Annotated in this window: 9 protein-coding genes and 2 tRNA genes; 8 read left to right on the forward strand and 3 right to left on the reverse strand. The window is 69.9% G+C overall.

The window, feature by feature from the left end; translation table 11 throughout:
- Nucleotides 1-482: 482 nt before the first annotated feature.
- The 6 genes from gyrB to ACZ61E_RS17085 all read left to right on the forward strand — a co-directional run bounded on the left by gyrB (nucleotide 483) and on the right by ACZ61E_RS17085 (nucleotide 8,067).
- Nucleotides 483-2,561, forward strand: coding sequence for a DNA topoisomerase (ATP-hydrolyzing) subunit B (gene gyrB / locus ACZ61E_RS17060; protein WP_469700419.1), 2,079 nt, complete (start codon nucleotides 483-485; stop codon nucleotides 2,559-2,561).
- Between the two features lie 53 nt (nucleotides 2,562-2,614).
- Complete coding sequence (gene gyrA / locus ACZ61E_RS17065) at nucleotides 2,615-5,242, forward strand: DNA gyrase subunit A (RefSeq protein ID WP_469700420.1); 2,628 nt, start codon at nucleotides 2,615-2,617, stop codon at nucleotides 5,240-5,242.
- Between the two features lie 88 nt (nucleotides 5,243-5,330).
- A complete protein-coding gene (locus ACZ61E_RS17070) occupies nucleotides 5,331-5,990 on the forward strand; it encodes a DUF3566 domain-containing protein (RefSeq protein ID WP_469700421.1) in 660 nt (219 codons plus the stop codon).
- A gap of 116 nt (nucleotides 5,991-6,106) precedes the next feature.
- A tRNA-Ile gene (locus ACZ61E_RS17075) sits at nucleotides 6,107-6,180 on the forward strand.
- Between the two features lie 181 nt (nucleotides 6,181-6,361).
- Nucleotides 6,362-6,496 (forward strand): DLW-39 family protein, encoded by a 135-nt coding sequence (locus ACZ61E_RS17080; RefSeq protein WP_003958712.1) that lies wholly within the window; start codon nucleotides 6,362-6,364, stop codon nucleotides 6,494-6,496.
- Between the two features lie 248 nt (nucleotides 6,497-6,744).
- Nucleotides 6,745-8,067: a hypothetical protein gene (locus ACZ61E_RS17085; protein ID WP_469700422.1), complete on the forward strand. Its 1,323-nt coding sequence runs from the start codon at nucleotides 6,745-6,747 to the stop codon at nucleotides 8,065-8,067.
- A 38-nt stretch (nucleotides 8,068-8,105) separates the two neighbouring features.
- Here the strand turns inward: ACZ61E_RS17085 and ACZ61E_RS17090 are convergent, their stop codons facing one another.
- The gene (locus tag ACZ61E_RS17090) at nucleotides 8,106-9,644 is read right to left on the reverse strand and encodes a serine/threonine-protein kinase (protein WP_469700423.1); all 1,539 of its coding nucleotides are present in this window, start codon (nucleotides 9,642-9,644) and stop codon (nucleotides 8,106-8,108) included.
- An 88-nt stretch (nucleotides 9,645-9,732) separates the two neighbouring features.
- Complete coding sequence (locus ACZ61E_RS17095; RefSeq protein ID WP_078076203.1) at nucleotides 9,733-10,281, reverse strand: helix-turn-helix domain-containing protein; 549 nt, start codon at nucleotides 10,279-10,281, stop codon at nucleotides 9,733-9,735.
- 180 nt (nucleotides 10,282-10,461) lie between these two features.
- Here ACZ61E_RS17095 and ACZ61E_RS17100 point away from each other — a divergent pair.
- A tRNA-Ala gene (locus tag ACZ61E_RS17100) sits at nucleotides 10,462-10,534 on the forward strand.
- A 308-nt stretch (nucleotides 10,535-10,842) separates the two neighbouring features.
- On the opposite strand, the gene ACZ61E_RS17105 is transcribed toward ACZ61E_RS17100, so the two are convergent.
- Nucleotides 10,843-11,469, reverse strand: coding sequence for a TetR/AcrR family transcriptional regulator (locus ACZ61E_RS17105; protein ID WP_469700424.1), 627 nt, complete (start codon nucleotides 11,467-11,469; stop codon nucleotides 10,843-10,845).
- A gap of 226 nt (nucleotides 11,470-11,695) precedes the next feature.
- Between ACZ61E_RS17105 and ACZ61E_RS17110 the strand changes: the two genes are divergently transcribed.
- Nucleotides 11,696-12,094 (forward strand): DUF6344 domain-containing protein, encoded by a 399-nt coding sequence (locus ACZ61E_RS17110; RefSeq protein WP_469700425.1) that lies wholly within the window; start codon nucleotides 11,696-11,698, stop codon nucleotides 12,092-12,094.
- Nucleotides 12,095-12,228 lie beyond the last annotated feature (134 nt).

Raw genomic sequence — 12,228 nt, forward strand, 5'->3', positions numbered from 1 at the left:
CGCCGCCGTCCGCCCCCTCGCGCCGTCGCCGCCCCTTCGGCCACGCCGCCGCCCATTCCCGCCGTCCGGAGCCGTCCCGACGGGCGCCGACGGGGCGCCCGGAAAGCCCCAACAGCCCCTCCAGGGGCCCCACTTCACACCAGTGCCACCAAGTCACTCCGCCTCTCCGCGGAGAGCCCTCCGACCTCGTCCTGCGCCCACGGAGCGTGAGGTGTCCCGCACCGTAGCCGGAGGTTGACAGCCCGAAGCGCTCAAAGCCGGTGTGAGCCTCTTGGAGCCCCTGCCCGAATATGGGGAGTCGGCAGCCGCCGGTTCAGGGCGGCACATGCGGACTCAGGTACCTGCAAACCCCCATTCGGGTCGCCGCTACCGGTAGACTGATGAAGAATCCCGCCTCTCAGGCGGGAGTCGCCTACCAAGACTGTCAAACACTGTCGCAAGCCGAACGACGCAGCCGCTCCCGCCTGCCCGGAGAACGGCCTGTGCTGTGCCAGAAAGGGCGCTTCGTGGCCGATTCCGGCAACCCCAACGACAACACTCCGTCCGTAGCCACCGGTGAGAACGGCGAGGCAACGGGCTCGTACAACGCCAGCGCCATCACGGTGCTGGAGGGCCTGGACGCGGTCCGTAAGCGTCCCGGTATGTACATCGGCTCGACCGGTGAACGTGGCCTTCATCACCTGGTGACCGAGGTCGTCGACAACTCCGTCGACGAGGCCCTGGCCGGGCACGCGGACACCATCGACGTCACGATCCTCGCCGACGGCGGCGTGCGCGTGGTCGACAACGGCCGCGGTATCCCCGTGGGCATCGTCCCGTCCGAGGGCAAGCCGGCCGTCGAGGTCGTGCTGACGGTGCTGCACGCGGGCGGCAAGTTCGGCGGCGGCGGTTACTCCGTCTCCGGCGGTCTGCACGGCGTGGGTGTCTCCGTGGTGAACGCGCTCTCCACGAAGGTCGCCGTCGAGGTCAAGACCGACGGCCACCGCTGGACGCAGGACTACAAGCTCGGGGTGCCGACGGCGCCGCTGGCGCGCAACGAGGCCACGGACGAGACGGGCACGACGGTCACCTTCTGGGCCGACCCGGACGTCTTCGAGACCACGGAGTACTCCTTCGAGACGCTGTCGCGGCGGTTCCAGGAGATGGCCTTCCTCAACAAGGGCCTGACCCTGAAGCTGACCGACGAGCGCGAGTCGGCGAAGGCCGTCGTCGGAGCGGACATCGCGGGTACGGACTCGACCGAGACCCCCGGCGAGGAGCCGGTGCGCAGCGTCACGTACTTCTACGAAGGCGGCATCGTCGACTTCGTGAAGTACCTGAACTCCCGCAAGGGCGAGCTGATCCACCCCACGGTCATCGACATCGACGCCGAGGACAAGGAGCGGATGCTCTCGGTGGAGATCGCGATGCAGTGGAACTCGCAGTACAGCGAGGGTGTGTACTCCTTCGCGAACACGATCCACACGCATGAGGGCGGTACGCACGAGGAGGGCTTCCGCGCGGCGATGACCGGCCTGGTCAACCGCTACGCGCGCGAGAAGAAGTTCCTGCGCGAGAAGGACGACAACCTGGCGGGCGAGGACATCCGCGAGGGTCTGACGGCGATCATCTCGGTGAAGCTCGGCGAGCCGCAGTTCGAGGGCCAGACGAAGACCAAGCTCGGCAACACGGAGGCGAAGACCTTCGTGCAGAAGATCGTGCACGAGCACCTGACGGACTGGTTCGACCGGCATCCCAATGAGGCGGCCGACATCATCCGTAAGGCGATCCAGGCGGCCACGGCCCGGGTCGCGGCCCGTAAGGCGCGGGACCTGACCCGCCGCAAGGGCCTGCTGGAGTCGGCGTCGCTGCCCGGCAAGCTGAGCGACTGCCAGTCGAACGACCCGGCCAAGTGCGAGATCTTCATCGTCGAGGGCGACTCGGCCGGCGGCAGCGCGAAGTCCGGCCGTAACCCGCAGTATCAGGCCATTCTGCCGATCCGCGGCAAGATCCTGAACGTCGAGAAGGCGCGGATCGACAAGATCCTCCAGAACACCGAGGTGCAGGCGCTGATCTCGGCGTTCGGCACGGGTGTGCACGAGGACTTCGACATCGAGAAGCTCCGCTATCACAAGATCATCCTGATGGCGGACGCCGACGTCGACGGCCAGCACATCAACACGCTGCTGCTGACCTTCCTCTTCCGCTTCATGCGCCCGCTGGTCGAGGCCGGGTACGTCTATCTGTCGCGCCCGCCGCTGTACAAGATCAAGTGGGGCCGGGACGACTTCGAGTACGCGTACTCCGACCGGGAGCGCGACGCCCTGGTGGAGCTGGGCAAGCAGAACGGCAAGCGGATCAAGGAAGACTCGATCCAGCGCTTCAAGGGCCTCGGTGAGATGAACGCCGAGGAGCTGCGCATCACGACGATGGACGTCGACCACCGGGTGCTCGGCCAGGTCACGCTCGACGACGCGGCGCAGGCCGACGACCTGTTCTCGGTGCTGATGGGTGAGGACGTCGAGGCCCGGCGCTCGTTCATCCAGCGCAACGCCAAGGACGTCCGCTTCCTCGACATCTGAGTCGGCCCCCCGCTGACCGCCATCGAAATGGCCGAAAGGAACTTTGACCAGCAATGGCCGACGAGAACACTCCTGTGATGCCCGAAGAGGTGCCCGCCGTCGAAGGCGTGGGCATGCGTGTCGAGCCCGTGGGGCTCGAGACGGAGATGCAGCGCTCCTACCTCGACTACGCGATGTCCGTCATCGTGTCGCGCGCGCTGCCCGACGTACGGGACGGTCTGAAGCCCGTGCACCGCCGGGTGCTGTACGCGATGTACGACGGCGGGTACCGGCCCGAGAAAGGCTTCTACAAGTGCGCCCGCGTCGTCGGTGACGTCATGGGCACCTACCACCCGCACGGCGACTCCTCGATCTACGACGCGCTGGTCCGCCTCGCGCAGCCGTGGTCGATGCGGATGCCGCTGGTGGACTCCAACGGCAACTTCGGCTCTCCCGGCAACGACCCGGCCGCCGCCATGCGGTACACAGAGTGCAAGCTGATGCCGCAGTCGATGGAGATGCTCCGGGACATCGACGAGGAGACCGTCGACTTCACGGACAACTACGACGGCCGCAACCAGGAGCCGACGGTCCTGCCGGCGCGCTTCCCGAACCTGCTGATCAACGGCTCGGCCGGAATCGCCGTCGGTATGGCCACCAACATCCCGCCGCACAATCTGCGGGAGGTCGCCGCGGGCGCGCAGTGGGCGCTTGAGCACCCGGACGCCTCGCACGAGGAACTGCTGGACGCCCTGATCGAGCGGATCAAGGGCCCGGACTTCCCGTCCGGCGCGCTGGTCGTGGGCCGCAAGGGCATCGAGGAGGCGTACCGCACCGGCCGTGGCTCGATCACGATGCGCGCGGTCGTCGCGGTCGAGGAGATCCAGAACCGGCAGTGCCTGGTCGTCACGGAGCTGCCGTACCAGGTCAACCCGGACAACCTCGCGCAGAAGATCGCCGACCTCGTGAAGGACGGCAAGATCGGCGGGATCGCCGACGTCCGTGACGAGACGTCCTCGCGCACGGGGCAGCGGCTGGTGGTCGTGCTCAAGCGCGACGCGGTCGCCAAGGTCGTGCTGAACAACCTCTACAAGCACACCGAGCTCCAGACCAACTTCGGCGCCAACATGCTGGCGCTGGTGGACGGGGTGCCGCGCACGCTGTCGATCGACGCGTTCATCCGGCACTGGGTGACGCACCAGATCGAGGTCATCGTCCGGCGCACCAGGTTCCGGCTGCGCAAGGCCGAGGAGCGCGCGCACATCCTGCGCGGTCTGCTCAAGGCGCTGGACGCGATCGACGAGGTCATCGCGCTGATCCGGCGCAGCGACACCGTCGAGACCGCGCGCGGCGGTCTGATGCAGCTGCTGACGATCGACGAGATCCAGGCGAACGCCATCCTGGAGATGCAGCTGCGCCGGCTGGCGGCGCTGGAGCGGCAGAAGATCGTCGCCGAGCACGACGAACTCCAGGCGAAGATCAACGAGTACAACGCGATCCTCGTCTCGCCCGAGCGGCAGCGGCGGATCGTCAGCGAGGAACTGGCCGTCATCGTCGACAAGTTCGGCGACGACCGGCGCTCCAAGCTGGTGCCGTTCGACGGTGACATGTCCATCGAGGACCTGATCGCCGAGGAGGACATCGTCGTCACCATCTCGCGTGGCGGCTATGTGAAGCGGACGAAGACGGACGACTACCGCTCGCAGAAGCGCGGCGGCAAGGGCGTGCGCGGCACGAAGCTCAAGTCGGACGACATCGTGGACCACTTCTTCGTGTCGACGACGCACCACTGGCTGCTGTTCTTCACGAACAAGGGCCGGGTGTACCGGGCGAAGGCGTACGAGCTGCCGGACGCCGGGCGGGACGCCCGCGGCCAGCACGTGGCCAACCTCCTGGCGTTCCAGCCGGACGAGAAGATCGCGCAGATCCTCGCCGTACGGGACTACGAGGCGGCGCCGTACCTGGTGCTGGCCACCAAGGCCGGTCTGGTGAAGAAGACGTCACTGAAGGATTACGACTCGCCCCGCTCCGGCGGTGTGATCGCGATCAACCTCCGTGAGACGGACTCGGGCGCGGACGACGAGCTGATCGGTGCCGAACTGGTCTCGGCCGAGGACGATCTGCTGCTCATCAGCCGGAAGGCGCAGTCGATCCGATTCACCGCGACGGACGACGCGCTGCGCCCGATGGGGCGTGCGACATCGGGTGTGAAGGGGATGAGCTTCCGCGAAGGGGACGAACTGCTCTCGATGAATGTCGTCCGGCCCGGTACGTTCGTGTTCACTGCTACTGACGGCGGTTACGCGAAGCGGACCAACGTCGACGAGTATCGGGTTCAAGGACGTGGCGGCCTCGGTATCAAGGCCGCGAAGATCGTGGAGGACCGCGGTTCGCTGGTCGGTGCGCTGGTGGTCGAGGAGACGGACGAGATCCTCGCCATCACCCTGGGCGGCGGTGTGATTCGTACGCGAGTCAACGAAGTCAGGGAGACGGGCCGTGACACGATGGGTGTCCAACTGATCAACCTGGGCAAGCGCGATGCCGTCGTCGGCATCGCTCGTAATGCCGAGGCCGGTCGTGAGGCCGAAGAGGTCGAAGGGGTCGTCGGCGATGATGCCGGTGACGGACCGGCGACCGAAGCGGCCGCGCCTGCCGAGGACGCTGAGGGCACCCAGCCCTCGGTAGCGGAGCACGAGGAGTAGAAGCGTGAGTGGAGCCACGGGCGCCGGATCGGCCGATTCCGGAGGGAACGGTGCTCGTGGCCCTGCCACGGACTCCCAGGGGGTTACGGTGACCGGCACCCGGGGGCAGCAGCCCCCTTACGACACATACGGATCCGAGCAGCAGCCGCAGCAGGCGGCGCAGCCGTATCACCCGCCGCAGGCGTATCCGACGCCGCAGGGCGGGGGAACACAGGGCGGACAGCAGCGGGCGCAGGCGCAGCCGCATGTCCAGGTCGGACAGGGACAGGGGCAGGGCGTGGGGCCGGGGCAGCCGGGACAGACACACCAGGGCGGCGTCCGGCAGCCCACGTCGGCGGGCGTCCGCCTGCCGCGCACGGGCGCGCGCACGACCCCGCGCACGCGCAAGGCGCGGCTGCGGGTGGCGAAGGCCGACCCGTGGTCGGTGATGAAGGTCAGCTTCCTGCTCTCCATCGCGCTCGGTGTGTGCACGGTCATCGCGGCCGCGGTGCTGTGGATGGTCATGGACGCGATGGGCGTCTTCTCGACGGTGGGCGGGACGATCAGCGAGGCGACGGGCTCGAACGAGAGCAACGGCTTCGACCTCCAGTCGTTCCTCTCGCTGCCGCGGGTGCTCATCTTCACCTCGGTGATCGCCGTGATCGACGTGGTGCTCGCGACCGCGCTGGCGACGCTCGGATCGTTCATCTACAACCTGTCCGCCGGCTTCGTGGGGGGCGTCGAGTTGACGCTCGCCGAGGACGAGTAGGACGCCCTTCCACCAGGCTCGACACGGGGCCGGACGGTGGACGGGCGGTGCGGAGCACGGCCCCGGTATCGATTTTGGGACTGGCCCTGGAGTGCGCTAATCTTCAGGGGCAGCGCGGGGCTATAGCTCAGTTGGTTAGAGCGCATCCCTGATAAGGATGAGGCCACAGGTTCAAATCCTGTTAGCCCCACAGCGCCGATCCGCCCGGACAGAGAGTCTTCTGTCCGGGCGGATCGCTTTGTACCGCAGGGGTGTTGACCGGTCGTCGTGGCCCCTCAGCCGGGGCGCACGCAGGTCACCGATCGGTATCGGCCGGTGTGTATAGTCGGGCGCCAGAAGGCCCCAAGGACAAGGAAAGACGAGGTCGCGCGGTGAAGAAGCTTCTCCTGGTCGCACTGGCCGCCATCGGCGGGCTCCTCGTGTACCGCCAGATCCAGGCGGATCGCGCCGAGCAGGACCTGTGGACGGAGGCGACCGACTCCGTGCCCGCAGGTTCGGGTGTCTGAGACCCACTAGTCGGTTCGCGAAGCCCCGGCCGCCGAGACGGCCGGGGCTTCGCGCTGTCCCGGGGAAGTCGGACCGCGAGTTCACCTGAGCGAATAATCTGGTTGCTTCTGTGAAATTCCGGGCCGGTCGCGGGTGATGGGGGCGTTACGGATCGGCTGCCCGCGCAGACACGGGCCGGACCGGCGGGGCAGGATGGGCGGGCTGTTGGTGGTGGGCGGCGGGGCCGCCGGACGACAAGGGGACGCTCGTGAAGAGGCTGCGCAGCAGGGGCCGGGTCGCGCTGGTCGCGGCGGCGGCGATGTGCGCGGTGGTGGCGCAGCCGGGGGCGTCCGGCGGCCCCGTCCTCACCGGCCTGCCTGGACTGTCCGGCACGGCCGCGGCCGCCGGGAGGCCGACCGCGTACGAGATCGACAAGGACGCCCGGACTCTTGAGGGCGGGACGGGCACCGGCGACGCGGGGCAGCTCGACGAGGGCTCCACGTACCGGTATTCGATCGAGCCGGGCAAGAAGCTCTACTACCAGCTCGAACTGGACGACGCGGAGAACGCGTACGTGTCGGCGACCGCCGTGCCCGGGCTGGATTCGGTGCTGGACTACGGCGACAAGATCACGGTCAGGATGCAGGACGGCGAGGGCAAGGACTGCGACTCGGAGCAGGCCAGGGTGCTGCCGACGGGCGACTACCCCCAGCCGCTGACCGCGTACGTGTCCCGGACTCTCACCGGCAAGCAACACGGGGCCTGCCGGGGGGCCGGTACGTACTACGTGGTCCTGGAGAGGGAGTCGAAGCCGATGTCCTCGCAGGAACCGTGGGACCTGGAACTGCGGTTCCTGTCCGAGCCCGCGGTGAAGGCCGGCGGGTCCGCCGACGCTCCCGAGGCCTGGCCGAGCGCCTCCCCCGGGCCGCCGTCCGGCGGCACCGGGGAACGGGCGGGCGGCGCCGGCTTCAGCGCGGCCACGACCCTGGGCGACGGGGAGTGGACGGCGGAGATCGATCCCGGCGAATCCCTCTTCTACCGGGTGCCCGTCGACTGGGGCCAGCAGCTGTTCGCCGCCGCGGAGCTGGGGGGTTCGGACGGCAGCGGCCTGGTCACCGGAGCGATGTCCCTCGCCGTGTACAACCCGGCGAGGGGGCTGGTCGACAGCACCGACACGATGTCGTACAAAGGCGAGCCGAAGGGGACGTCGACGGATCCGGCGCCACCCGTGTACCACGGGAACCGCTTCAGCTCCACCCCCGCCAAGAAGGCGATGCGCTTCGCGGGCTGGTACTACCTGCGCGTGAGCCTCAACCCGGAGGTCGGCGAGAAGTTCGGGCCGGGGCCGTACAGCCTGACGGTGCGTGTGAATGTCGAAGGCACGGCGGTGGACGGACCGGAGTACGCGGGGCCGGCCGGGGAGTTCACCGTGCCGGACGGGGACGGCGCCGGCGGCGAGAGCCCGGGTGACGCCGGGGACAGCGGCACGATGACGCTGGTCGCGGCCGGCGGGATCGGTACGGGGACGGTGCTGGTACTGGGGCTCGGGGGATGGGCGCTGCTCGCTCGGCGCCGGGACGCGGGGCGGTAGCGGAACGGCGGAAGCGGCGGAAGCGGCGGGGCGGCCCGTCAGATCTGGGAGAGGGCCCAGAACCCCACACCGAAACAGACCAGCGCGAGCAGCAGGACCGGGATCGCCACCTTGGGTGGCGGTCCCGGCCGTCGTCCGCGCGAGGCGGGGGCGGGCGCCGTGTCGTCGAACGCGCGGGGAGCCGGGGGTGCGGCGGGGGCGACGGGAGCGTACGGGGCCGGTGGGTACTGGGTGGGAACCCCGGGCTGCTGAGCGGTGTACCGACGGGTGTGCGGCAGGTCGTGCGGCACCGAGGTGGTGGGTGCCTGCGACAGATCGGGCGCGGCGGAGGGAGGGGGCGTGAGCGGATGCGCGGGCGCGGTGCGGGAGGCGGTGGGCGGGGACGGCTGCGACGGGTGCGGCCCGGACGGGGGTTGGTAGGGCTGCTGTGGTGATGGCTGGTGAGGGTCCGGCTGGGGCGGCGGCGGGAGGTGGAAGCTGCCCGTCTCCGACATGGAGGTCCGCGGGCCGGGCTGCGGCTGTCCGCCGGTCACGCCGTCCGGCCGGCCGCCCGCCGGGTCGCCGGCCGCTCCCCCGGCGGCCCCGCCCGTGACGCCCGTGACGCCCGGGTCGGGCGGAGTGGCGCCCGTGATGTCACCGGTGGGCTCGTTCGCGTACGACGGCGACTTGAGGGCGTGCCGGCCCGAGCCCGGGGCCGCGACGGGCCCCTCGGGGCCGAACGGGCTCGGCAGCGGCCCGAGTTGGTCGAAGACCTCGACGGGCTCGTCGTCGTCCGTCTCGTCTGGCAGCATCTCGGCGGCGGTCGTCAGCGCCTTGCGGGCCCCCGTCGCCGTACGGAACCGGGCGTCCGGATCCGGCTGGAGCAGTCCGGCGAGGACCTGCCACAGCGGCTCGGGAATCCCCTGCGGCGCTCCGGGGGTGCCGTGCGCGGTGAAATACTCCACCAGGGCCTTGGAGTCGGGTTTCTGGCCCTGGAGCAGATAGAGCGCGACCAGGCCGACGGCGAAGAAGTCGGCGGGGAAGTCCGGCTCCGCGCCCATCATCTGCTCCGGTGCGAAATAACCGGGCGTGCCCACCACGTAGTTGGTCTCCGTCAGACGCGGTTCGCCCTTGCGCATGGAGATACCGAAGTCCGACAGCTTCAGATGCGGCCGGCCCGTCCCGGTGGCGTCCAGGAGTATGTTGGCCGGCTTGATGTCGCGGTGGACGACTCCCTCCGCGTGCACCGCCGCGAGACCGGAGAGCAGCTGGTCGAGCAGGGTGCAGACGAAGCGCGGGGGCAGCGGGCCGTAGTCGCCGATCAGATGGGCCAGTGATCCGCCGCCCACCAGGTCCATGGTGAACAGGACCTTGTCGTCGTCGGCGGCCCAGCTGGCCGGTGCGAGCACATGGGGGTGATCGATCCGCAGGGCCTGCTCGCGTACGAAACGCAGCAGCGTGTGGGCGTCGCTCTGCTGGAGCACCTTGGCCGCCACGTACCGGCGCCGCCGGTGGTCCCAGGCACGCCAGACGGCGCCCACACCGCCACGTCCGATCGGGTCGACCAACTCGTACCGACCAGCGAAGACCTCACCCATTGCGCCGCGCTCGCTCCCAGTCGTCCTGTCCGGCGGACCGTCGCCCTCGGCCGCGTTCTGTGTCGTGCCTGCCGTGCCCGGCTCCGGCCTAGTTCTGGTGCGCCTCGTAGTGCGCGACCGCCTCGGCGGTGCGCCCGGCTCCGTACACCCGGAGGAACTCTGCCAGCTCGGGGTGGCTCGGTGCGAGGGAGTCCGCCGCGTCGATGATGTCACCGGCGGCCGCTACCGACCGCAGCAGTGACTGGATCTCGCGGACGACCCGCCGCACGGTCGGCGCACCGGTGCTGTTGGTCGTCTGGCTGGTGCCGGTCAGGACGGAGCCCCCCTGAGACTTCTTGACCTCGTCCATCCTGGCGGTCGCCTCGGCGGCGCTGACGCTGCCGTCGGCGACCTGTCCCGCCAGGTCCTGGAGCGCCTGGACGCGCTGGACGACGGCGGGGTTCCCGATCTTGGCGCGCTGGCCGCTCATCAACTGCGAGAGCATGGGCGCCGACAGACCGAGGACCGCGGCGAGCCTGGCCTGATTCAGACCCAGGTCGTCGATGAGTCGGCGGAAGAGAGCGCCGAGCGGCTCTCCGTACCAGCTGCGCTGAAGTTCTCTGGCTCTTGCTGTCGATTCCTGCTGTGCGGCGTCCATTCGCGTCTCCCCATCGCTTCCCCAGGCGGCAGCTTCGCTGCTGCGAACCTCTGGGGCATCCTACGGAGCGGGGTCGCGCACCGGGAGTCCCAATCCTTTTGCGAGATCACGGGGGACACCCGGTACTCTGGTCCCCGGCGGTCGGCGAGACGTCTCGCGGCACCGTCGTACACCCCTTCCGGGGCCTTAGCTCAGTTGGTAGAGCGCTGTCTTTGCATGGCAGATGTCAGGGGTTCGACTCCCCTAGGCTCCACTCCTTGAAATCCCCTCCGACCAGCGGAAACGCGGGTCGGAGGGGATTTTTGCGAGGGTGCGCGCAGCCTTCGGGGCCGGCGGTCGCGGCCGGCGTGCCGGGGCGGCGGGTGCGGAGGCGCCAGGGCGAAACCGGCCAGGGCCGCGGTGCCGGCCGCCGGGCCGGCCGGCCGGCGACCTCTTCGGATCAGTGGGCCCGGTGGGCCCACCGCGCGCTCGTCCCGGCCGTTCGGGCCCAACCGGTGGGCCCATGGCCGGGACCGGGTGACGGGGATCTGCCGGGCGTCGCACCAATGGACTGACGTGACCTCAGGAATCCTCCGCCGTGGGGGCGTAGAGGCCGATGAGCTGGGCGAGGTGACGCCCGGCGGTCAGCAGCGGGCGCTCGCTGCGGGACACCTGGGCCGCCAGTTCGGCGCCTTCCAGGGTGCTGATCACCGTATGGGCGAGATCGTGGGCGTCCTCCTCGGCGACGCCGGCGCGGCGAAGTCGCGCGTACACCAGGTCGCGCCAGTTCGCGAACGCGGCAGCCGCGGCCTCCTGGATGTCGGGTGCGGGGCCCGCCGTACCGAGGGCGGTGGAGGTGACCGGGCAGCCCTCGACCCAGCCGGACTCGCGCAGCCCCTCCGCGAGGCGGTGCGCGCAGTCGATCACCGCCTGGGCGGGGTCCGCGGCGCCGTCGAGGGTGTGGCGCAGTTCGTCGGCGAACTCCCGGTCCCCGTGCTCGATCGCGGCGACGGCCAGCTGCCGCTTCCCGCCGGGGAAGAAGTGGTAGACCGAACCGAGGGTGGCCCCGGCCTCGGTGGAGATCTGTTTGATCCCCGTGCCGTCGTAGCCCTGGCGCCGCATCAGCAGGGAGGCGGCCCGGACGATCCTCTCGCGCGTGCCGACCGGGCGTTCCGCGTCCGCGGTGTGGTTCTGCTCCGCCGTCCTCACGGCGGAAGCCTACTGGATAGAACGCTCGCTCTACTTTCGGGAGGGCCGGACGGCCGCCTGACGCGGCACGACAAACGATTAACCGCACTCGTTGCACCGTATGGGTGGTGTTCATCAGAAGAACTGCGCAGCGACGGCGTTGGTCCCTCGATTCCCGAGATGCGTACACATCATGAGGAAGGTATGTAGATCGCTCAACCCGAGCGCAACCTGAAAGCGAGGGGCCATGGCCGCCTTCAAGGTCAAGAATCTGTGGACCGTCTTCCTGACCGCGTTCTTCGCGGTGCTCGCCACCCTGGGGCTGACCGCCCCCGCCGCCGCGGCGGACGCCGCCGTACAGCAGCCCGCCGAGCAGCCCGCGAAGGGCGACCGCTCCCCGGTGACCGCCGAGTCGCGGGGAGGAGGTGCGGAGGAGGCACCCGCTGTGCAGCGGGCACGGGCCCTGCCGGACAGCGCGCGGCCGGCGAACACCTCCCGCCCGCCGACCATCGAGCAGCGTATCCGCGCGGAGGCTCACGGCTCGTCACCCTCGGTCCGCCGCCTGCCCGTCGACACCCGTACGGACGCCGCCGTGGCACGCGACAACGAGCGCGCGGCCGACGCGGCGCTGGCGGCGGCGGCGTGAGGAACCGGGATTCCGTCAGGATTCCCGGCGCTCGCACCACGTACGGCACGTACGGCGCCCGCACCACGTACGGTGCGCGCCTCGCGGACCGTGTCAGTGTCGCGGCAGACGGCGCCCGCGCCACGCGGGGCGTG

The sequence above is a fragment of the Streptomyces sp. NPDC104581 genome, assembly GCF_055583685.1.